The organism is Caloramator sp. CAR-1 (assembly GCF_030546345.1).
Classification (GTDB): domain Bacteria; phylum Bacillota; class Clostridia; order Clostridiales; family Caloramatoraceae; genus Caloramator; species Caloramator australicus.
Genome location: NZ_JAUONW010000029.1, coordinates 1 through 23,733 on the forward strand (window position 1 = coordinate 1; position 23,733 = coordinate 23,733).

The 23,733-nt window shown below is 33.1% G+C and carries 18 protein-coding genes; 15 read left to right on the forward strand and 3 right to left on the reverse strand.

Annotated features, from left to right (window positions below):
* The 3 genes from Q3V94_RS08580 to yjeM all read right to left on the reverse strand — a co-directional run.
* The coding region (locus Q3V94_RS08580) for an RNA-guided endonuclease TnpB family protein (protein WP_303526887.1) at positions 1 to 750 on the reverse strand (750 nt) is incomplete at its 3' end.
* A 120-nt stretch (positions 751 to 870) separates the two neighbouring features.
* A complete protein-coding gene (locus Q3V94_RS08585; protein WP_274766216.1) occupies positions 871 to 1,200 on the reverse strand; it encodes a hypothetical protein in 330 nt (109 codons plus the stop codon).
* A 110-nt stretch (positions 1,201 to 1,310) separates the two neighbouring features.
* Positions 1,311 to 2,828, reverse strand: coding sequence for a glutamate/gamma-aminobutyrate family transporter YjeM (gene yjeM, locus Q3V94_RS08590; protein WP_274766215.1), 1,518 nt, complete (start codon positions 2,826 to 2,828; stop codon positions 1,311 to 1,313).
* Between the two features lie 399 nt (positions 2,829 to 3,227).
* Between yjeM and Q3V94_RS08595 the strand changes: the two genes are divergently transcribed.
* The 15 genes from Q3V94_RS08595 (at position 3,228) to Q3V94_RS08670 (ending at position 23,709) form a co-directional block, all read left to right on the forward strand.
* The gene (locus tag Q3V94_RS08595) at positions 3,228 to 4,910 is read left to right on the forward strand and encodes a formate--tetrahydrofolate ligase (protein WP_303526888.1); all 1,683 of its coding nucleotides are present in this window, start codon (positions 3,228 to 3,230) and stop codon (positions 4,908 to 4,910) included.
* A 92-nt stretch (positions 4,911 to 5,002) separates the two neighbouring features.
* Complete coding sequence (locus Q3V94_RS08600; RefSeq protein ID WP_303526891.1) at positions 5,003 to 7,036, forward strand: urocanate hydratase; 2,034 nt, start codon at positions 5,003 to 5,005, stop codon at positions 7,034 to 7,036.
* A gap of 50 nt (positions 7,037 to 7,086) precedes the next feature.
* Positions 7,087 to 7,989 carry a glutamate formimidoyltransferase gene (gene ftcD / locus Q3V94_RS08605; protein WP_303526894.1) on the forward strand — a complete coding sequence of 301 codons (903 nt, stop codon included), beginning with the start codon at positions 7,087 to 7,089 and terminating at the stop codon, positions 7,987 to 7,989.
* 4 nt (positions 7,990 to 7,993) lie between these two features.
* Positions 7,994 to 9,274 (forward strand): imidazolonepropionase, encoded by a 1,281-nt coding sequence (hutI, locus tag Q3V94_RS08610; protein ID WP_303526896.1) that lies wholly within the window; start codon positions 7,994 to 7,996, stop codon positions 9,272 to 9,274.
* Positions 9,252 to 9,869, forward strand: coding sequence for a cyclodeaminase/cyclohydrolase family protein (locus tag Q3V94_RS08615; protein ID WP_303526897.1), 618 nt, complete (start codon positions 9,252 to 9,254; stop codon positions 9,867 to 9,869). The genes hutI and Q3V94_RS08615 overlap by 23 nt, the downstream gene beginning before the upstream one ends.
* A 56-nt stretch (positions 9,870 to 9,925) precedes the next feature.
* A complete protein-coding gene (locus tag Q3V94_RS08620) occupies positions 9,926 to 10,666 on the forward strand; it encodes a nitroreductase family protein (RefSeq protein ID WP_303526898.1) in 741 nt (246 codons plus the stop codon).
* A 153-nt stretch (positions 10,667 to 10,819) separates the two neighbouring features.
* Positions 10,820 to 13,786, forward strand: a complete 2,967-nt coding sequence (locus tag Q3V94_RS08625; protein ID WP_303526899.1) for an AAA family ATPase — start codon at positions 10,820 to 10,822, stop codon at positions 13,784 to 13,786.
* Between the two features lies 1 nt (position 13,787).
* A complete protein-coding gene (yqeC, locus tag Q3V94_RS08630) occupies positions 13,788 to 14,489 on the forward strand; it encodes a selenium cofactor biosynthesis protein YqeC (protein ID WP_303526901.1) in 702 nt (233 codons plus the stop codon).
* Between the two features lie 4 nt (positions 14,490 to 14,493).
* Positions 14,494 to 15,843 carry a selenium-dependent molybdenum cofactor biosynthesis protein YqeB gene (gene yqeB, locus Q3V94_RS13685; RefSeq protein WP_368506514.1) on the forward strand — a complete coding sequence of 450 codons (1,350 nt, stop codon included), beginning with the start codon at positions 14,494 to 14,496 and terminating at the stop codon, positions 15,841 to 15,843.
* Positions 15,843 to 16,646, forward strand: coding sequence for an XdhC family protein (locus tag Q3V94_RS08645; protein WP_303526903.1), 804 nt, complete (start codon positions 15,843 to 15,845; stop codon positions 16,644 to 16,646). The genes yqeB and Q3V94_RS08645 overlap by 1 nt, the downstream gene beginning before the upstream one ends.
* Before the next feature lie 220 nt (positions 16,647 to 16,866).
* Positions 16,867 to 17,925 (forward strand): DNA adenine methylase, encoded by a 1,059-nt coding sequence (locus Q3V94_RS08650; protein WP_303527009.1) that lies wholly within the window; start codon positions 16,867 to 16,869, stop codon positions 17,923 to 17,925.
* Between the two features lie 61 nt (positions 17,926 to 17,986).
* Entirely contained in the window at positions 17,987 to 18,796 is an 810-nt protein-coding gene (locus Q3V94_RS08655; RefSeq protein ID WP_303526905.1) for a hypothetical protein, read from the forward strand.
* A 411-nt stretch (positions 18,797 to 19,207) separates the two neighbouring features.
* Entirely contained in the window at positions 19,208 to 21,739 is a 2,532-nt protein-coding gene (locus tag Q3V94_RS08660) for a DEAD/DEAH box helicase family protein (protein ID WP_303526907.1), read from the forward strand.
* Positions 21,732 to 22,319: a bifunctional 2-polyprenyl-6-hydroxyphenol methylase/3-demethylubiquinol 3-O-methyltransferase UbiG gene (locus tag Q3V94_RS08665; RefSeq protein WP_303526908.1), complete on the forward strand. Its 588-nt coding sequence runs from the start codon at positions 21,732 to 21,734 to the stop codon at positions 22,317 to 22,319. The genes Q3V94_RS08660 and Q3V94_RS08665 overlap by 8 nt, the downstream gene beginning before the upstream one ends.
* 397 nt (positions 22,320 to 22,716) lie before the next feature.
* Positions 22,717 to 23,709, forward strand: coding sequence for a LacI family DNA-binding transcriptional regulator (locus tag Q3V94_RS08670; protein ID WP_303526911.1), 993 nt, complete (start codon positions 22,717 to 22,719; stop codon positions 23,707 to 23,709).
* The last annotated feature ends 24 nt before the right edge of the window (positions 23,710 to 23,733 follow it).

The following is a 23,733-nucleotide window of genomic DNA, read 5'->3' on the forward strand; positions in this document are numbered from 1 at the left end:
TTGCAAAAAATCTTCCCTTTGGTTTCTTATCTTCTCATGTATTTTTGCTACTTTCTTAGCTTGTTTCTTAAAGTTACTACTACCTAATTGTTTTTTAGAAAGCTTCCTTTGTTCCTTAATAAGTCTTTTTTCTAACTTTATAAGATATTTAGGATTGGATATTTTGTTACCTTCACTATCTATCAGAAAATGCTTTACTCCTAAATCTATACCTATTACTTTGTTAGTTTTAGACTTTTCTATAGTTTTTTCTATCCTACAGCAAATTGAAACAAAATATTTCCCTGTTGGAGTTCTACTTATAGTTGCATTTAGTATTTTACCTTCTACTTCCATTGATTTTACAAACTTTACCCAGCCTAATTTGGGTAGCTTGATCTTGTTTCCTTTAATTTCAATGTTATTATTTGTAAATGTTGTTCTATAGCTTTGATATTTACATTTCTTTGACTTAAACTTTGGATAATTTGCTCTGCCTTCAAAAAAATTCTTAAATGCTTTGTCTAAGTCTTTGAGCGAATTTTGAAGTGCAAACTTATCTGCTTCTTTTAGCCATATATTAATTTGTTTTAGTTTTGTTAAATCAGCAGAGCAATCTTTATAATTAAATGTTATACCTTGAATTTTATATATTTCTTCTCGTTTTGCAAGATAATAGTTATATACAAACCTAACACAACCAAAGGTTTTATTTATGAGCTCTACTTGTTGTTTATTAGGATAAAGCCTAAATTTAAAAGCTTTTTCCATACTTTCACCTCATAGTTATTTTAACATATGTTGTTACACAAAACAAACTTTTAACTAATATAAGTTATGATACACAGATAACATATGTTATTATTTAAGCGTCCTTACTCATGACTAAAGTCAAGAGTGTGTGGACGCTTTCTTAATCAAATTATTTTGTTTCAAATAAATTGATAGTTTTTTTCCTTCGTATGTTTCTTTATCCATGATTGCATCTATAAATCCATTTGAGAATTCTGCTATATTTTTATCCCCAGAAAAATTAATATCTATCAATTTTTTGTTAGTATAGTTATCAAGATTATAGTAAACAAGATGAGAAAAGAAAGCAGATTTTAAATGATCGTTGGAACCTAGCGTTGTAGCTGCAAATATGAATTGTTGGTTTAAAACAAGAGACATTGTTAAAATCAGAATGAAAAGAAATGATTTTGATAATATTTTTCGCATGTTAAGACCTCCTGTCAATACACAATTGTTTGATAACTATTATGCGGGGGTTACCCCTATTAAAAAAATTATTAGAATAAAAAAAGCCCGGCATTTGCCGGACTTTTTTATTATGCAGCTTTATCAGCCTTATTAGCTACCTTCTTTTCATATCTTCCATATATTGCAAGTGCAACGATTGAGAAGAAGATTGGTCCTGCTACTGACCAGAATGTTGTTAGCTTATCTCCTTGAAGCGCTGGTTCAAGAACAGTAAAGAAGTTAGCAAAACCAACTGTTAAAGTAACGATTACTGTCCAGAACAATGCGCTGTTGTAGCTTTTGAATACTTCAAATGGCTTATGAATATTAGTATTCTTCTTAAATGGAGCAAATGCATAAGAGATAAACATATATGGTAATGTCATACCTACGTTAGTCATCATAACAAGAATATCGAAGAATTTTGCCATTGAATCTCCACCGAAGGAAACAAGTGCTATCATTACAGCAACTGTGATTCCTTGAACCCACATAGCAAACTTTGGCATTCCATCCTTAACTTCGCCGAATCTTCCTGGCCAAAGTTCTGCAGGAGTTCCTTCGATCATTTGCTTAAGTGGTGCGTAAGTTAATGTGAAGAATGCACCAGTTATTGAAAGGAATACTGAAAGTCCTATGAATCTAGCAATCCATTGTCCCATAGCAATTGCTGTAGCTTCGCTTGTGCCTAATGCCATACCAATTTGGTAACCAAGGTTACCCATTATAACGTAGCTTGCATTTCCAAGGTGAACGCCATCAACATTTATAACCTTTGCCCAGTTAGTGAATATACCAACAAGGAAAATACCTAATGAATAACCAACTGAAATTATAGCAGCTGAAATTGCAATTCCCTTTGGTAGAGTCTTTTCTGGATTTTCAGTTTGGTCAACAAGTCCACTTGCAACTTCAATTCCACCATAAGCAAATATAGCATAAACTACAAATGCAAGTCCAGCTAAGATGTTTCCAGCAAACTTTGGATTTGGTGATTGAGTAAATGTTGAAAGTCCAACTATTGGTTCAGCAAGGTGTCCTTTATTTAATACAAGAACAAGTAGTGCACCTACCCAAAGTAAGATATTTAATGCAGCAACTGCTGATCCACCAAGTGAAGTTACCTTCTTAATCTTTTCAAGTCCCTTTGATGAAAGGTAAGTTACGAAAAGTATCCATAGAATACCTAAAACACCAAGAAGTTTTGGCCCTTGTAAACCAAGGAATGCCCAGCTCTTAGTAGTGTCCTTACCAAAAATAGCGTTTGAAAGTGGAACCCAAATACCTGATGATACGTTAACCATCCAGATGATGTATGAAGCATACCACATGAAGGTTCCAACGAATGCAAACTTAGGTCCTACTGACTTTTCCATCCATGAATAAATTCCACCCTTTTCATCCTTGAAGGCAGCTCCGAATTCTGCCATCATAAGAGCGAATGGAACGAAGAATGTTATAGCTGAAAGAATGTACCATGGAATAGCAGCGTATCCCATCTTGTAGAAGGATCTTGGAATGTTGTTAAAGCCATACACGGAAGTAAAGATCATAAGAATTAATGATACCAATGTTAACTTTTGGCCTTTATTTGGACCGTGTGACATTATAAAACCTCCCCTTTTTTACATTTTGTTCACAAATATACATTATACTAAAATCGACAATAAAATCAATAATTCTACAAAAAGTAGTAAAATTCTGTAAATTTAATAAATTTAGACGGATGGGATAAAATAAGACCAAGTTATCAAAATAAGGCTTAAAAATTGAATAAAAACATTGTTTAACATAAAAAATGCACAACAAAAATCATTGTTATGTCTTTTTTTTGAAAAAACAAAATTAAAATATTTTTGCCTTAAATCTTAAAATGATATTTTAATAAATATTAAAATTAAATTTTACTTCATAATTAATTCATAATCTTAAATAATGTTTAGACGATTTTTAGACACTTAAAATGTAAAATATAATATAAAGAAATAAAAGAAAGGGGTAGGGTTATGGAAATTAGAGTTCCAAGTGATATTGAAATTGCACAAAGTGCAAAGTTAAAACCCATAATGGATATAGCAAAAGAGTGGGGGATCGAAGAGGACGAAGTAGAGCTTTACGGAAAATATAAGGCAAAAATTTCTCTTGATATTTTTAAGAGATTAAAGGATAAACCAAATGGAAAATTGATTCTAGTTACAGCGATAAATCCAACTCCAGCTGGAGAAGGAAAGTCAACAACTACTGTAGGACTTGGACAGGCCCTTAACAAGATAGGCAAAAAGGCAATAATAGCCTTAAGAGAACCCTCCTTAGGTCCTGTTTTTGGAGTAAAGGGTGGTGCAGCAGGTGGAGGATACGCACAGGTTGTTCCAATGGAGGATATAAACTTACATTTTACAGGCGATATGCATGCTATAACTGCAGCTCATAACTTGGTTTCAGCTGCTATAGATAACCACATCCATCAGGGAAATGCCCTTGGAATAGATCCAAGGCAAATAGTTTGGAAAAGGGTTCTTGATATGAATGATAGAGCACTAAGGCAAATCGTTGTTGGCCTTGGCGGAAAGGCAAATGGATTCCCAAGGGAAGACGGATTTATGATTACAGTTGCATCAGAAGTTATGGCAGCCCTCTGCCTTGCAAGCGACCTTATGGACTTAAAGGAAAGATTTGCAAGAATGGTTGTTGCCTATACTTACGACGGAAAGCCGGTTACAATAAGAGACTTAAATGTTCAAGGAGCAATGGCAGTTTTAATGAAGGATGCAATAAAGCCAAACCTTGTTCAGACATTGGAAAATACACCTGCACTAATTCATGGAGGACCTTTTGCAAACATAGCCCATGGAACAAACAGCATAATAGCAACAAAGCTTGGATTAAAACTTGCAGATTATCTTGTAACAGAGGCAGGCTTTGGTGCTGACCTTGGTGCAGAAAAATTCTTTGACATAGTTTGCCGTTATGCTGGCTTTAGACCAGATGCAGTTGTAATAGTTGCAACAATAAGGGCACTTAAGATGCATGGTGGAGTTGCAAAGCAAGATCTTTCAAAAGAAAACTTAGAAGCTCTTGAAAAGGGATTTGAAAACCTTGAAAGACACGTTGAAAACGTAAGAAAATTTGGTCTTCCTGTTTTAGTTGCGATAAACAGATTTGTAAGCGATACAGAGGCTGAAATTGAACTTCTTCATAAATTATGCCAAAAGATCAATGTAGAAGTTTCATTAAACGAAGTTTGGGCAAAGGGTGGCGAAGGCGGAATTGACATGGCAAATAAATTAGTAAATCTTGTTGAAAACAACAAGCCTAACTTCAATTATTTATATGATATTAACCTCTCAATAGTTGAAAAGGTAAATAAGATTGCAAAGGAAATTTATAGAGCAAATGGCGCAACATTTACATCACAGGCAATGAAACAGGTTCAAAAGATAGAGGAACTTGGGCTTGATAAGCTACCAATTTGTATGGCAAAAACTCAATATTCCTTCTCAGATAATCCCTCATTACTTGGTGCACCAAAGGATTTTGATATAACAGTTAAAGAAGTTAGATTATCTGCCGGTGCAGGATTTATAGTTGTTTTAACAGGGGATATAATGACAATGCCTGGACTTCCAAAGGTTCCTGCAGCTGAAAAGATAGATATAGACGAAAACGGCAATATAGTAGGATTATTTTAAAGTGCCAGGCACTTAAGATTTAAGATTTTTACATTTAGAAACTTAAACTAAGGTGCCAGGCACCTAAAATTAAGATTTTGAGAGGTGATACAATGATAACGAACTTGGACATAAAAAGCGCAATGAAAATAAAACTCGACGAAATACCTGAATATCCTAAATTTGTTGAAGGCATAAGAAGAGCGCCAAGTAGAGGATTTAGGCTAACAAGGGAACAGACTGAAATCGCCCTTAAAAATGCCCTAAGATACATTCCTGAAGAATACCATGAAATGCTTGCACCAGAGTTTATGCAAGAGCTTCTAACAAGAGGGAGAATTTACGGATACAGATTTAGACCAGAAGGAAATATAAAGGCAAAGCCAATCCATGAATACAAAGGAAACTGCATTGAAGGTAAGGCCTTCCAAGTTATGATAGATAACAACCTCGACTTTGATGTGGCACTATATCCATATGAGCTTGTAACATATGGTGAAACAGGATCTGTATGTCACAACTGGATGCAGTATAGATTAATAAAAAAATATCTTGAGGTTATGACTCAAGACCAAACACTTGTTGTTGCATCAGGACATCCTGTTGGGCTTTTTAGATCAAAACCGGATGCCCCAAGGGTAATTATAACAAACGCCCTTATGGTTGGTATGTTTGACAATCCACATGATTGGGAAATTGCTGAAGAGATGGGTGTTGCAAACTATGGACAGATGACTGCCGGCGGATGGATGTATATAGGACCTCAAGGCATAGTTCACGGAACATACAATACAATACTTAATGCAGGAAGATTAAAGCTTGGCCTTGGCCATGATGCAGACCTTAGAGGAAGACTTTTCGTATCCTCAGGTCTTGGAGGAATGTCAGGTGCACAGCCAAAGGCAGTAGAAATTGCAAACGGAGTTGGAATAATAGCTGAAGTTGACTACTCAAGAATAATGACAAGATACAACCAAGGCTGGGTAAAATATATCTCATCAGATCTTGATGAAGTATTTAGGGTTGCAAAGGAACACCTTGATAAAAAAGAACCTATATCAATTGCATACTATGGAAATGTAGTTGACCTTCTTGAATATATAGTAAAGAACAACGTCCATGTTGATCTATTATCAGACCAAACCTCCTGCCATGCAGTATATGAGGGAGGATATTGCCCACAGGGACTTACATTTGAAGAAAGAACAAAGCTTCTTGAAACTGATAGAGAAAAGTTTAAAGAATTAGTAGATAGAAGCCTTAGAAGACATTATGAACTTATAAAAATACTTGTTGAAAGAGGAACCTACTTCTTTGACTATGGTAACTCCTTCATGAAGGCAGTTTATGACGTTGGAGTTAAGGAAATTGCAAGGGGCGGCGATCCAAAGAATGGATTTATATTCCCATCCTATGTTGAAGACATAATGGGACCAATGCTCTTTGACTATGGCTATGGACCATTCAGATGGGTATGCCTAAGCGGCAGTGAAGAAGACCTAAGAAGGACCGACAGAGCTGCTATGGAATGCATAGATCCAAACAGAAGACCACAGGATAGAGACAACTGGATATGGATCAGGGATGCAGAAAAGAATAGGCTTGTTGTTGGAACAAAGGCAAGAATCCTATACCAAGACGCAGAAGGAAGAACAAGAATAGCCCTTAAGTTTAACGAAATGGTAAGAAAGGGAGAAGTAGGTCCTATAATGCTCGGCCGTGACCACCACGATGTATCAGGAACTGACTCACCATTTAGAGAAACAGCTAACATTAAGGATGGTAGCAACATAATGGCTGATATGGCAACCCACTGCTTTGCAGGAAATGCAGCAAGAGGAATGAGCCTTGTTGCCCTCCACAACGGTGGCGGTGTTGGAATTGGAAAGTCCATAAACGGTGGATTTGGCCTTGTGCTTGATGGAAGCTTAAGAGTAGATGAGATAATAAAGAGCGCTATGATGTGGGACGTTATGGGAGGAGTTGCAAGGAGAGCTTGGGCGAGAAACGAACATGCAATCGAAGTTTCAATGGAACACAACAAAAAGAGCACAACAGACCATATTACACTCCCTTATCTTGCAGACGATGGCCTTGTAAAGGAAGTAGTTGACTTTGCATTTAAAAAGCATGGAATAGAAAGATAATAGGATGGGCCATTGGCCCATCCAATATTTGAAGGAAAGGAGCAAAAATTATGGCAATGACAAAGATAGTTGAATGCGTTCCAAATTTTAGCGAAGGAAGGGATCTTGATAAAATTGAAAAAATAGTTAATCCTTTTAGAGGAAAAGAAGGAGTTAAACTACTTGATTACAGCAGAGACGTTGACCACAATAGAGTTGTTGTAACTGTAGTTGGCGAACCACAGGCGGTTAAAGAGGCTATGCTTGAGGCGATGGGAGTTGCAATTGAAGTTATAGATATGAGAAACCACAAGGGAGAGCATCCAAGAATGGGAGCAGTAGATGTTGTTCCATTTATACCTGTGAAAAATATGACTATGACTGAAGCAGTTGAGCTTTCAAAGGAATTTGCAAGGGAAGCATCAGAAAAATATAACCTTCCAATCTTCCTTTATGAAAAGTCAGCAACAAGTCCTGATAGGGAAAACCTTGCAAACATCAGAAAGGGCGAATTTGAAGGAATGTTTGAAAAGATAAAGCAGCCTGAATGGAAGCCTGATTTTGGACCTCAAGAGGTGCATCCAACAGCTGGAGTTACTGCAGTTGGTGCAAGAATGCCCCTTGTTGCCTTTAACGTAAATCTTGGAACAAACAACATAGAAATTGCTAACAAGATTGCAAGAAATGTTCGTTTCTTAAATGGAGGATTAAGATACTGTAAAGCCATAGGAGTAGAGCTTAAAGATAGAGGTATTGTTCAAGTTTCAATAAACATGACCGACTATACAAAGACCGCCCTTTACAGAGCCTTTGAACTTATCAAGGTTGAGGCAAGAAGATATGGCGTTCCTGTTATAGGCAGCGAAATAATAGGCCTTGTTCCTATGGAAGCTTTAATCGATACTGCAGTTTATTACCTTGGAGTAGAAGATTTCTCAATGGACCAGATTCTTGAAAACAGAATTATGGAGTGATAATATGAAAATCTTAATAAAAAATGCCAGTGAACTTGTAACCTGCAGCGGCACTTCTCCTAAAAAAGGGGAAGATATGAGGGAGCTAAATATAATCGAAAATGGTGCAGTATTAGTAGAAGATGGAATAATTAAAAAAGTTGGAAAAACTGAAGAAATATTAAAGGAAATAAATGAAAGGGAATATGAAGTTTACGATGCAAAGGGCAAGGCAGTATTGCCTGGATTTATAGACTCCCACACCCATTTTGTATTTGGCGGCTACAGAGCCGATGAATATTACCTAAGGCTCAAGGGTGCCACCTATATGGAGATAATGGAAAAGGGTGGAGGGATAATAAACTCAGTTGAGGCCACAAGAAGGGCAAGCAAAGAGGAGCTTATTGAGCTTGGCAAAAAGAGGCTTGACTCTATGCTAAGCTTTGGGGTTACAACTGTTGAAGGAAAATCAGGATATGGCCTTGACTTTGATACGGAAATAAAGCAGCTGGAGGTTTATAAAGAATTAAATGATATTCATCCAATTGACATAGTTCCAACCTTTCTTGGTGCCCATTCAATTCCAAGGGAATACAGATGCAGAAACATGGAATATATAGATTTTATAATAGAAAAAGTATTACCCTACATAAAGGAAAAGAATCTTGCACAATTTGTGGATGTTTTCTGCGAAAAAAATGTATTTTCTGTGGATGAATCAAGAAAGCTTCTTCTTGCTGCAAAGATGATGGAATTTAAGTTAAAGCTCCATGCCGATGAGATAGTATCCCTTGGCGGTGCTGAACTTGCTGCAGAGGTTGAAGCAGTTTCTGCTGATCACCTATTGCAAGCCAGCGATAAAGGAATAGAGATGATGGCCAAAAGGGGAGTTATAGCAACGCTTCTTCCTGCAACAGCCTTTAGCTTAAAGGAAAATTTTGCAAGAGCAAGATATATGATAGATAGTGGACTAGCTGTAGCCCTTGCCAGCGATTTTAACCCAGGAAGCTGCTTTACTGAAAACTTATCTCTTGTGATTGCTCTTGCAACACTTTATATGAATATGTCCTTAGAGGAGGCAATAACCGCTGTTACGATAAATGCTGCAGCGGCAGTAGGAAGGGAAAAGGAAATAGGAAGCATTGATGTAGGCAAAAAGGCAGATATAATAATATTAGAACATCCATCATATAAATTTATTCCATATCATATTGGGGTTAGTATAGTTGAAAAGGTATTTAAGAATGGAAAATTGATTTACGATAAGGAGAGGGATGATAGATATGCTTATAGAAAAAACAGTTAAAGGATTTGTAGAAGAGACATTTAGCGCATCACCAGTGCCAGGCGGCGGAAGCGTTGCAGCCCTTGCAGGGTCACTTTCTGCAGCACTTTCAGGTATGGTTGCAAACCTAACTATTGGTAAAAAAGGATATGAAGAAGTTCAAGAGGAAATGAAGGAAATATTAGAAAGGGCAAAGGAGCTTAAGGATAAATTATTAGAAGATATAGACAAAGACTCAAAGGCCTTTGACAAAGTTATGGATGCCTTTAAGATGCCAAAGGACACAGATGAAGAAAAGGAAAGAAGAAAAGAAGCGATTCAAAGTGCCCTTAAAGAAGCTGCCCTTGTTCCTCTTGAAGTTGCAAAGGATGCTGAAAAGATATTTGAGATCTCTGAGAAAGTTATAGTAAAGGGAAACAAAAATGCTGTAACTGACGGTGCTGTATCCTGTATGATGGCAAGAACAGCAATCCTTTCAGCCCTATTAAACGTAAAAATAAATCTTGCATCAATCAAGGATGAAGAGTTTGTAAACAAAGTTTCAAAGGAAGTTGCAGAACTTGAAGAAAGGGCACATAAATTAGAAAAGGAAATCCTAGCGAAGGTTGAACTGTAAAATTTGCACCCTACCATTTTAGTAGGGTGCTTTTAAATAATATTTGGAGGGTTATTATGAACGATGTAATAAAGCTTATAAAAAACAGAAAATCTGTTAGAGTCTTTGAGGATAGAAAAATTCCTGAGGAAATAAAAGAAGAGATATTAAATGCAGCCTTTGAAGCACCCAGTGCAGGTGCCATGATGCTCTACAGCATAATTGAAATTACGGATAATGATTTAAAGGAAAAGCTTTCGGTATTATGCGACAATCAGCCCTTCATTGCAAAGGCGCCTTTTGTTTTAATATTTCTTGCAGATTATCAAAGATGGTATGATGCTTACAGCTATGCAGAATGCAAACCAAGAAAACCAGGAGAAGGAGATATACTCCTTGCATGTGCTGATGCAATAATAGCATCACAAAACACAGTGATTGCAGCAGAATCCTTTGGTATAGGCTCCTGCTATATTGGAGATATTTTAGAAAACTGTGAAGAGGTTAGAAAAATACTTGATCTTCCTGATTATGTTATTCCTGCTGCAATGGTTGTATATGGGTATCCTACTGATGCACAAAAAAATAGAAAAAAACCAGCAAGGTTTGATAAAGAATTTTTAGTGTTTGAAAATAAATATAAAAGACTAACAAAAGAAGAACATATAAAAATGCATGAAAGAAGGTTTGAAAAGGCTGGGTTAGAAGGAAAAGATACAATAGAAGAGATTAAAGCGATTCACAACCGAAAATATGCCTCAGATTTTGCAAAGGAAATGAATAGATCTGCATCGGTTTATTTGAAAAATTTTAGATAAAATCATTTAATATACTTTTACATTCAAAACCTCCATATTAAATAAATATGGGGGTTTATGCTTTGTTTTACACAAATTATATTCTTTTTAAAAGAAAAGGTGTATAATAATAAATAAGTTAACTAAATGTCAAATTTTTTAAAAGGGGTTATGATGGTGAGGGTTAAACTGTTTGGAAGTCCTTTAGTTACCTTTAATGATAAAACAATAACATTTCCATTTAAAAAGGCTGAGGCTCTTTTTTACTATATGCTTCTTAAAAGGGATGCAACAAGGGAAGAGCTAATTAGCCTTTTTTGGGCTGACCAGGACGAGGAGACGGGCAGGAAAAATTTAAGAAACGCGATATACTCTGTAAAAAAGGCCTTTAACATAGAAGTATTCATATCTCACGGCAAATCCAACCTTACTTTAAACCCTGAACTTGAAATAAACTGCGATGTTATAAATTTTTTAAACAGCGATTCCATAGAAGAATATAAAGGTGATTTTTTAGAAGGATTTTGCATTAAGGATTGTGAGCCCTTTGAGGAATTTGTAATGCAAAAAAGAGAAGAGTTAAAGGAAATATACAAAAAAAGGCTATATTACAAAATAAACCTATTTATTAAGGAACATAAAATTAACGAAGCAAAGGATTATGCTAAAAAGATACTCCTTGTAGATGAATTTGATGAAAGGGCTATAAGGATTTTAATGCAAGTTTATGCAAAAAACGGTGAGATAAATAAAGCTGTTGAGCTTTATAAAAATTTTCAGGAAAAGCTATCAAGGGAGCTTGGAATAAATCCTGAGGCAAAAACTAAAAATCTTTATGAAAAAATAATTTTAGAAAGAAAAGATGAGAAGAAAAAATTTTTTTATGGTAGAGATTTAGAATATTCAAAACTATTGCAAAACTTTTCGAGTTTTACTGATGGCTCAAACTTTAAAAATATATTAATAGTAGGCGAAGCAGGAATAGGTAAAACAAGGCTGGTTGAAGAATTTTTAGCCTCCTTTAAAGGATGTAAAATAATAAAGGTAAACTGCTATGCAGCGGAGGAGAGCTATATTTTAAAACCCTGGGGTGATATTTTAAATTCCCTTGGTGAAGAACTTAAGATGGAGGACATTCCAAAATCCTGGAAAATAGCCCTATCATCCTTTTTCCCTTCCTTAGAAAAAGTTTTTAAAATCGACGAAGCAATAAATTACGATACCAACAAGTATAAACTCATTGAAGAAATTGTTATGAGTATTATCTTAAACCTATCAAACAAACATAAACTCCTTTTTATATTTGAGGATCTGCATTGGATGGATAATATCAGCCTTTCAATACTAAAAAAGCTGTTAGCCATAGAAAGAAAAAACCTTTCCTTTATTCTAACTGCAAGATATGATAAAAAGATAAATAACTTCTATTCTGAAATCGTAAAATACGACAGGATAGAAAAAATTGAGCTTTTAAGGTTTAACAAAGAAGATACCAAAAATTTTGTCCTAAAGGCCCTTTCAAAGGAAGTTCCTGATGAAATTTTACAGAACATCTACATTGAAACGGAAGGTAACACATTTTTTATTGTAGAATATGTAAACCTTTTGAAGAACGGAAAAAAGTTAGAAAGCTTTAATGTAAAATTAAAGGAAATACTCAATACGAGATTTTTAGGGATATCCAAGGGAGCTCAAAGGGTATTAGATATAATATCCATGTTTTACGATAAGGCACCCTATGAATATATTAAACTTTTATCCAATATGGAGGACGATGAGCTACTAGATATTTTAGATGAGCTTATTTATAAATTCATTTTGACCGAAACAAAAAAAGAAGATATATTTTATAAATTTACCCACCAAAAGCTAAGGGACTTTGTCTATGAAAATCTGTCGGAGGCTAAAAAGAGGATACTTCATCTTAAAATAGCCAACCTTATTGAAGCTAAATTAAAGGGAGATAAGAAGGATGCCTATTATTATGAAGGGTTGATTTACCACTTTGAAGGTGCAGGAGAGAGATTAAAGGCAGTAAAGTATAAGCTCAAAAACTTATGCGAATATTTAAACTACACAAATGAACTTTTTCCAGAGGGCAGCGATATAAAGTCCTTTGATAAAGAAAGCCAAAAAACGATGTTTAAAAAGCTTGATGAGATAGAGGAGGACCTTGAGAAAATAAAATCCTCTGATGAGGAATATCCAAGGATTTTGCTGCTATTCTGTTACCTAAAGGGAAGATATTTCATTTGGGAAGGAGAATATACAAAGGGGACAAGTTTTATTCAAAGGGCAATAGAAATATCAAGACATCTTAAAGATGATGAAATGCTCTTAAAATCCTTAAGGCAGATGATAAACTATGCAATACAGGTTCACGATGTTGAGGGGATGGGAGAATATATAGATGAATCCTTTAAAATTGCAACTAAGCACAAAAACAAAAAAGAAATAGCAGTTCTTTTAAGACTCAAGGGATTAAACTATATAATGCATGAAAAATTTGAAAGGGCAGAGGATTCCCTTAAACACTCCCTCATGATATTAGAAGGGCTTAATAATGATGGCAGCCAAGTTTTAAACATAGCTGCAGCCTTAAATTACCTGGGAAATATAAAAAGGTTAAATGTGGATTTTAAAGGAGCATTAATCTACTACAACCAGGCTATAGAGATGTGTTTAAGGTCACAAATACGAACAGCCCTTACGGTATTCTTAACAAACGCAGGGCATGCTTCCTATGAGATGGGAGATTACCTAAAGGCAAAGGACTATTTAACAAGGGCTGTTGAAATATACGAGAAAATTGACGCATATTGGTTAAGGTCAGTTGCTGAAGGATATTTATCTTTAACGTTGATTAAGCAGGGGAAATACCAAAGTGCTATGGAACACCTTAAAAGGGCTGATACCTTTGTTCAAAAGCTGAAAAGCCCCTATGAAAATGGAATCCTTCTAAGAATAAAGGCAGAGATTAAAAATAATATGGAGTATAACGAAAGAGTTAGAAGTGAATTTGAGGATTACCTTAAGGAGGATTTAGAATTTTACTGCAAAGAGGGGATTAGACTTTTAGAAAAGGTTAGGGAAAACTACCAAGTTGATATTCTAAAAACCTTTTTAAAAAGTAGGGATTAGCATGGATATAGCTAAAAAACTTAGAATAAAAAATGACGTTGTAACCCTAGTTGGGGCTGGCGGAAAAACAAGCCTTATGTTTAGCATTGCAAAGGAGCTAAGGCTAAAAAAAGTTTTAGTTACTACGACCACGAAAATATATTACCCTTTAGATGCTCAATACGATTACTATTATAATTATGTAGAATTTCCCTTTAAAAAGATGAAGGGGATAACTGTAATGGGAAACGGAATAAATGACGAAAACAAAATTATAGGCCTTGAGGAGGAAAAAATAAAGACCATAAGGGAATATTTTGACATTGTCCTTATAGAAGGGGACGGTTCAAGGGGACTTCCAATAAAGGCACCAGAAAAGCACGAGCCTGTAATTCCTTCCTCTTCAAGCATTGTAATAGGAGTTATAGGAATAGATTCCCTTTATAAAACAATAAACCAACAAAACATATTCAGGCTAGAAAGGTTTTGCACCATTACAGGATCAAAGATTGGAGACCTTCTGGATGAATACAAAATAGCAAAACTCATTATCTCAAAGGAGGGCCTTTTTAAGGGTGCCCCAGATGACAGCAGGAAAATTGTTGTCATAAACAAAGTGGATGATGAGGAAAAGAAGGCCTTAGCCAAAAAAATATTTGATTTAGTCCAATATGAATTTGCAATTTCATCAGTAAAGTTTGGCATATTTGAAAAATGGAGATGATTTTATGGTTTCTATTGTAATTCTTGCGTCGGGATTTTCAAGGAGGATGAATAAGGACAAGCTCCTTTTAAAATATAAAGACCTTCCCTTAATTGAATGGACCATAAAAAACGCAGCAGAATCAAAGGCGGGGGAAATAATAGTAGTATATAGGGATGAAAGGGTAAAGGAAATTGCAAGAAAATACAAAGCAAAATGCATATTTAACCCTAATGCCCACCTTGGACAGAGCGAAGGAATAAAGCTTGGATTAAGGGAAATTGAAGTAAAGGATGGAGTAATGTTTTTACCTGGTGATATGCCCCTTTTTAAAGGGGAGGATATCGATAGATTAATAGATGAATATGAAAGGGAAAAAAAGATTATTATTCCAACCTGCCTTTTTGAGTCCAGATCGCCCATAATTTTCCCCTTTAGATTTTCGGAAAAATTTTTTGCCCTTCAAGGCGATAGAGGTGGAAAAACATTTTTAAAGGATTTTTCTCATGAAATTAAAGAGGTCCATTTTAAAGACGTAAAAATATTTCAAGATGTTGACGTAGAAAAAGACCTTAAAGATTTAGATAAAAGGATAGTTTTAATTAAAGGTGCAGGGGATATAGCATCAGGGGTTGCTCTAAGGCTAAAAAGATGCGGGTTTAAAATAATTATGACGGAAATTGAAAGGCCTTCGGTTATAAGAAGAAGGGTTGCCTTTGCCTCCTGCGTTTATGAAAAAAGCATAAAGGTTGAGGACACAGAGGGAATTTTAGTAGAAAAGTTAACTGATATAGAAAGGGCGTGGAGGGAGGATAAGATTCCTGTTTTAATAGACGAAAATTTAAGCGTATTAAATTATCTTAATGTAGACGTTTTAGTAGATGCAGTTCTTGCAAAGAAAAATTTAGGGACAAAAATAGACATGGCACCAATAACAATAGGACTTGGCCCAGGTTTTGAGGCTGGAGTTGATGTTAAGGCTGTGGTTGAAACAAACAGAGGTCATTATCTTGGAAGAGTTTATCTTAAGGGAAGGGCAGAAGAGAATACAGGGATTCCAGGGGATGTTTTAGGATATCGGGAAGAGAGGGTTATAAGATCACCTAAAGGAGGAAAAGTTAAGCTAATTAAGGATATAGGCGATTATGTAAAAAAGGGTGATGAAATTCTTTGTGTTGACGATGCATTAGTTACAGCTTCTATAGATGGCGTTATCCGTGGACTTATCATGGACGGATATGAAGTTTATGAGAATATGAAAATTGGAGATATAGACCCAAGGGGAAATAAAGATCACTGTTATACCGTTTCAGATAAAGCCCTTGCTGTTGCAGGAGGCGTTTTAGAAGCTATTTTTATGTTGGGGGGATTTTGATGGAAAATTTGATTTTTGAAAAGGTTTTAGAAGGCTTAAAGGAAAATAAAAGGATGGCCATTTGCACCATAACAAACACCTATGGCTCTTCACCAGGGAAAGAGGGCTTTATGATGCTTGTTTTTGAAGATGGCACATCCTTTGGAACGGTTGGGGGAGGAATTCTTGAGGCAAAGATTACAGAGGATGCCCTTGAAAGGATAAAAAAAGGCACATCAAAGACCTTTACCTATACCCTTAACGATACCGATTTAAAATCAAAATGCGGTGGCAAGGTTGATGTTTTTATGAAAGTTATTGGAAGCAGAGAAAAATTGCTCATAGTCGGTGGCGGTCACGTTGCCCTTGAACTTTATAAATTTGCAAAGCTCTTAAACCTTTATGTTGTAATCTTTGAAGACAGAGAAGAATTCGGAAACAGAGAAAGATTTCCTGAAGCTGACGAAATTGTCCTTGGAGACATAGTTACTAATCTTAAAAATTATCCAATTGACGATAGATGCTTTATTGTAATAGTAACAAGGGGACATGAATATGACGAAGCTGCCTTAAGGGAAGTAATAACAAGGGATGCAAAATACATAGGCATGATTGGCAGCAAAAACAAAGTAAACTACATCTTTAGTAACCTAAAAAAAGAAGGCTACGAAGAAGCCCTAAAAAGGGTCTACGCCCCCATAGGCCTAAAGCTTGGCGGCAATACCCCACCCGAAATCGCCCTATCCATAATAAGCGAGATAATGCTGATTAAAAATGAGGGAAAATTGGAGCATTGGAGTATGGGATATTATAATATTAAATAAAATATTTTGATTAAATGTTTAATTTCTTTATTTGGGGAAGTAATTTATTGTATTATCAATAAATTATTTTAATTCAATTATTCCTGTATAAAATCATGCTATAAATTACTATTGAAATTTTTAGATTTTATTGTTAATCTTTATTTATAAAAAGACAACATATAAAATTTAAGATATAGTTTCATTATTAAATTTTTGGAGGATGAGACAAGTGGATAAGATGCAAGGGACAAAAAAATTAGTTAATACAGAAAATCAAGAAACGTATGAACACATAACAATGTTTATGCTTCCAATTTTCAATAATATCGAAATTAAGAATAACATTATAGAAAAAGAATCGTCTAATTATTCTAATGGCGAAGATAATATAGTAGAATTAAAGAAATATAAATTTTTAAAAAGTTTAGCTGGGAAAACGAGAAAATATAAAAGATATTTAGGATCTCCATTGAGATATGCTGGTGGAAAGAGTTGGGCTGTTGGTTATGTAATTGAACATTTACCGAATAATATAAATAGATTAATATCACCATTTTTTGGTGGTGGTTCAATAGAAATAGCTATTGCAAAAGAGTTGGGAATTGAAGTTATTGGCTTTGATATATTTGATATATTGGTTAACTATTGGAAAAATCAAATTGATAGGCCATATGATTTGTATTTAGAATTAACGAAATTGGAACCAAACAAAGAAACGTATGAAAAAGTAAAAAAGGAATTAAAGGAGCATTGGGTTGGTAAAAAAGTTTTAGAACCATTAAAACTTGCAGCGTATTATTATTTTAATCATAATCTTTCTTATGGACCAGGTTTTTTGGGATGGATGTCAAAAGTATATGCAGATAAAGATACTTATTCGCGCTTATTAAAACGAGTAAAAGAATTTGATGTAAAAAATATAAGCATAGACTGTATGTCATTTGAAAATGTAATAACTCAGTATTCGAAAGATTTTTTATATTGTGATCCACCATATTATTTAGGTGAAGATAGTACTCTTTTTAAAGGGCTTTATCCACAAAGAAATTTTCCGATACATCATAATAATTTTAAACATGAATTGTTAAGAGACTTACTAATGAATCATAAAGGAGGGTTTATATTATCATATAATGATTCACCTACCATTAGAGAATGGTATAAGGATTTTGAAATAATTGAATTACCTATACACTATACGATGGGACAGGGTGAAACTAGGATTGGATTAAATAGACAAAAAGAGAATAGAAACCATATTAAAAAGACAAATGAATTGTTGATAATAAAAAGGTAATTAAGTTTGATACTATTATGATGTTAATTTGTTTTACATTTTTTTAAGGGGGAAAATTTTTATGTATAAGAAAAAAGCAATGACGTCTGAAAAAGCTAGTAAAGTAAAAAGACAAGGGCATGAAGATGCTAGAGAATTTGCTGGGGTTTTAGGGATAGCACAAGAATTTATATATGAACCACAAGCTAAAAGAGATGTTGTAGATACAGAAGGATATGCTTATTCAGTGAAAAGCGGAGAAAAAAAGTGGCAAATATTCTTATATGGTAAGAGTAGATTTGAAAGTGATTACGATTTTAACGCTAGTCCATTAGGGGATTTATTTTTAGAATGTATCAATTGTTTTCCTGAATCTTATGATGAATATAAAAAGAATAAATTGAAATGTAAAGAAAATCTTAAAAAGCCAATGAGAAGATTATGTGAAGAATTATCAAAAGAGAAGCTGTTAAGCTTTTTCTTAAAAAAAAGTATTTTCAATAGTGGTGAAGTCCATTTTTTGGTAATTAAACATGAAGGTATATTTCACGTGTTTTGGCATGAAGATGTTGTAAATATTCTAAAAGATAATTTTATTGTTAAAAATTCTAAAGCAAAAAATAAAACTCAAATGGATGATCAAAAGGTTGTTTTTAAAGTCCAAACCGTAGATCGAGCAAAAGAAATTTGTCAATTAAAAACATGCGGTGAAATTGAAATGAGAAATGATAGTGCAATTCATTACAGAGAAGTAAAATTTTGGTTAAACAAAAGAATTACATTTGAATTGTTGACATCTAAAATTATGGAAAAAAAACAAGCCAAAGAAAAACTTATATTGTATGGCTCTGCTATTAAAAAGTTATCTAAGCCTTTAAATTTTAGGCATTAATATATGACGATAGTTTTTATAAAAATATTATATAATTTAAAACGTATCTTTATTTATTAAAAAGTGACGTATGTTATTAGTATGTTATAACATATTTTTAATTAAATTCTATGAGAATCAATTAAAAGAGATTCTCTTTTTTATTAATAATATTAATTGTTTGAAAAAAGTAATTAGAATACGAAAATTATTAAACGACAACACTTGTGAATTATGTGAGATTTTAAGGTTAATTAAGAAATGAAAAGACAAATAAATGAACATTAAAAAATGATAATAATAAGTTTTTATAAGTAATAATAAAAGTATTTTTGTTAAATTATTAATTCTTATATTTCATCTGAGACTAGTTATGAATTAATAGTATTATAGAATTATTTTTATAAAATAAAGTTTTTAGGAATGAGATATATGAAAAGAAAATCTATTATTGACATAGAAAACAGCAAATTATTACCATCTAACAATATTGAAGAAGAAACCTATACAATTTTACAAAGATTATATGATACTTTACCAATACAAAATCAACCACACCATCCCAAATGCTTTACCGGATATAGCGATGATTTTTTAAATGAGCTTTTAAAATCTATCAAAAGGGCTAGGGAGATAAATATAATTGTATCTTTTTTAATGGAATCTGGTGTAAGGCTTTTGTTGGATGCTTTAGAGGATGCTAAAAATAGAGGGGTAGTTATAAGGATAATTACTGGAAGATATCTTAATATTACGCAGCCTTCAGCGTTATATTTAATAAAGGATAGATTAGGAGATTATGTGGATTTGAGATTTTATAAATATGATAATCAATCCTTCCACCCTAAAGCATATATTTTTGAATATGAAGATGGGGGAGATATATTTATTGGATCATCTAATATTTCAGAAGCAGCATTAACCTATGGCATAGAATGGAATTATAGATTAGAAAAATCCACTAACAAAGAGGATTATGAGCAGTTTAAACAAGAATTTATGAATATCTACTATAACAATACTATAAAGGTAGATGATGAAGTTTTAAAGGAATACAGCAAAAGGTGGAAAAAGCCCAAGGTGATGACCGACGAAGTTGAAACTTCGAAGAAAGAAAATAATGTAATTGACTTTTATAGACCTAAAGGAGCACAGATAGAAGCTCTTTATGAGCTTAAAAAATGTAGAATGGAAGGATATGATAGAGGACTTGTCGTAGCGGCAACGGGAATTGGAAAAACTTATCTTGCTGCCTTTGATTCAAAGGAATTTGAAAAAGTTTTATTTGTTGCCCATAGGGAAGAAATTTTAAAACAAGCAGAAGAAACTTTTAAAAATGTAAGACCTTATGATTCGATGGGGTTTTTCAATGCTGATATTAAAGATACAGATAAAGATATTATTTTTGCCTCAGTTCAAACACTAGGAAAAGAAGAATATCTAAATGAAGATTGTTTCTCAAAGGATTATTTTGACTATATAGTTATTGACGAGTTTCATCATGCTGTAACGGAAAGGTATATGAATATAATAAATTATTTTAAACCTAAATTTTTACTTGGACTTACAGCAACACCAGAAAGATTAGACAATAAAGATGTATTTGAACTTTGTGATTATAATGTGGTTTATGAATTAAGATTAAAGGATGCAATAAATAGAGGATATTTAGTCCCTTTCCATTATTATGGTATATACGATGAAGTTGACTATTCAAACCTTCCAATTATAAATGGAAAATATAAAGAAGAAGAACTTGAAAAAGTTTTAATGATAAATAAAAGAGCAGATTTGATATTAAGAAATTATTTAAAGTTTAATAAAAAAAGAACAATAGGATTTTGTAGCTCTAAAAATCATGCAGAATTTATGGCGGATTACTTTAATAAAAACGGTGTTAAATGCTGTGCTGTATATAGTGGCGATAGGGGCAATAATTGGTTGGATAGAAGTGAAGCAATAGAAAAGTTAAAAAAAGGTGATATTAGTGTAATTTTTGCTGTCGATATGTTTAATGAAGGTGTTGATATACCAGAGGTTGATATGGTAATGTTTTTAAGGCCAACTGAATCGCCAACTGTGTTTTTGCAGCAGCTTGGTAGAGGTTTAAGAAAATACGAAAACAAGTCTTATCTTACTGTTCTAGACTTTATTGGTAATTACAAGAGGGCAAATTTAATACCTTTTTGGCTTAGTGGAGAGGAATATGATGTTGATGTAATAAAGGAAAGCAAATATACCTATGGTGAAGAAATTTATCCTGATGATTGCATAGTGGATTTTGATTTTAGGTTAATCGATATTTTTAAAAAACAAGCAGAGCAACTTATGAACATTGAAGAAATTATTTATCAAGAATATCAAAGGATTAAGCAATACTTAGGATATAGACCATTAAGGCTTGAATTTTTTAAGTATGTTGATGAAGCTATATATAAAAATATGAAGAAAAATTCAAAGATAAATATTCTTAGGGATTATATTTCGTTTTTACAGAAATATAATGAATTGTTTGATGAGGAATTATTAATTTATAACACCATAGCCCATGAGTTTATAAAACTAATTGAAACTACAAATATGTCTAAAAGCTATAAAATGCCACTACTTCTTGCATTTTATAATAATGGAGATGTAAAATTAAAATTGAGCTCAGACGATATATATCTAAGCTTTAAAGAGTTTTATTCCCATCCTTCTAATGGGGTGGATTTAAAAAGGCATAAAAGCACAGAGAATTATTTAACATGGGGTAAAAAAGAATATATTGATTTATCAAGAAGAAACCCTGAAAATTTTTTGATTAAAACCCATGGCGACTTCTTTTATAGAGAAGGAGAATATTTTTGTCTGAATGAAGAATTAGAAGCATTTATAAATAACAAATATTTTATTAAGCATTTTAAAGATGCCGTAGACTTTAGGATAAAACAATATTACAAGGAGAGAATAAAGGATGAATGATACAATTAACTACTACAACGAAAATGCTATAGATTTTTACAACAACACAAAGGATGCAAATATGGCAGAGCTTTATGAAAAATTTTTAACGTTTCTTCCTAAGGGGGCAAAGATACTTGATTTGGGATGCGGATCAGGAAGGGATACAAAGTTTTTTCTTGAAAATGGCTATGAATGCGTTGCAGCTGATGCATCAATTGAAATGGTAAAACTGTCAAGTGAGCTTACAGGGAAGAAGACTTTGCATTTAAGGTTCGATGAGATCGACTTTGATGAAGAGTTTGATGGAGTTTGGGCCTGTGCATCCCTTTTACATGCAAGAAGAAGTGAAATGGATGATATATTTAAAAGAATATACAAAGCCTTAAGAAAAGATGGAATTTTTTACTCCTCATTTAAATATGGTGATAAAGAAGAGTTTAGAAATGGAAGGTTTTTTAATTTTTATGATGAGAAGTCCTTTAATGAGCTTTTAAAAAGAAATGGATATTTTGAGCTACTTGAGATGTTTATAACAACCGATGTTAGGGAAGGAAGACAGGATGAAAAGTGGCTGAATGTATTAGTTAGGAAAAAATAAATTCAATTAGAATGATTTATAAATTATAAAACAATTTAATATAGATATTTAAAAGTAACAAATTATGCTGCTGATATTTAAAACCATCTGATTCAATCTTATATGTGAAAATTAGAATCGTTTTTTATTGTTATATATTTTACAAAATTTTCTGAAAAATACTATTGAAATTAGAAAAAAAATATTCTATAATAATTATAAAAATTGGTAATAAACGTTAATATATACAAAATAAAAATTGTTAATATTCTAGATTAAATTACATATAAAAATTTTTATTTTAATAAATATGAAATCGATTACATATTTTTAATTAAGTTTATTATTTAATTAAGATGTATATTTTAGATTTATTTTTATAACATGTATGAAATCGATTACAGAAAGAGGGAAGATTATGACCACAATTTATGATGTTGCAAAAGAAGCAAAAGTTTCGGTTGCAACTGTTTCTAGAGTTTTAAATAATAATGGATATGTTTCAGAAGAGAAAAGAATGTCTGTAAAGATGGCTATAGAAAAGTTAAATTATAGACCCAACCTATTGGGAAGAAATTTAAGAAAATCAGAAAGTAGAATTATTTTAGCTTTGTTGCCGAGTATTTCAAACCCTTTTTACTCAAAGATATTAAAAGGAATTGAAGATGTTGCTATAAAGAATGAATATAATATCCTTCTTTGTAGCACTGATTCTGATAGGGAAAGGGAACGTATATATTTAAACCTAATAAATCAAAAATTAGCAGATGGCATTATATCTATGAATCCGATTCAGGATAAGGATTTCTTTTTAGAACTTAGTAAGAATTATCCTATAATTCAATGTAGCGAGTATAACAGCAACATCAAGATTCCTTATGTTTCCATAGATAATTTTAGGGCAGCTTATGATGCTACGCATTATTTAATAAGTTTGGGATGCAAAAAAATTGCATTAATAAATTCTAACGAAAAATATCTATATGCTCGCCTTAGAAAGGAGGGATATTTACAAGCATTAAGGGATAACAACATAACTATTAAAGATGATCTAATAATTTGTGCAGGAATAGGATTTCAAAATGGATATGATGCAGTAAAAAGAATTTTATCTAAAGAAAAAGTCGACGGAATTTTTGCTGTAGCAGATATATTAGCCCTTGGTGCTATAAAGGGAGTTAAAGAATTGGGATACAGTATACCAAGTGATATTTCCATTATAGGCTTTGACGATATAGAAATTTCGACTATGGTTACTCCAACATTAACAACTATAGCACAACCAATGTATGAACTTGGTCAACAAGCAGCAAAATTGATCATCAAAAGAATTAAAGATCCAAATTTTATTCCGGAAAATATTTTATTAAAACATCAGTTAGTTATAAGGGAGTCTACTAAAAAAATATAAAAATATTATAAAGGTGGGGGGTTT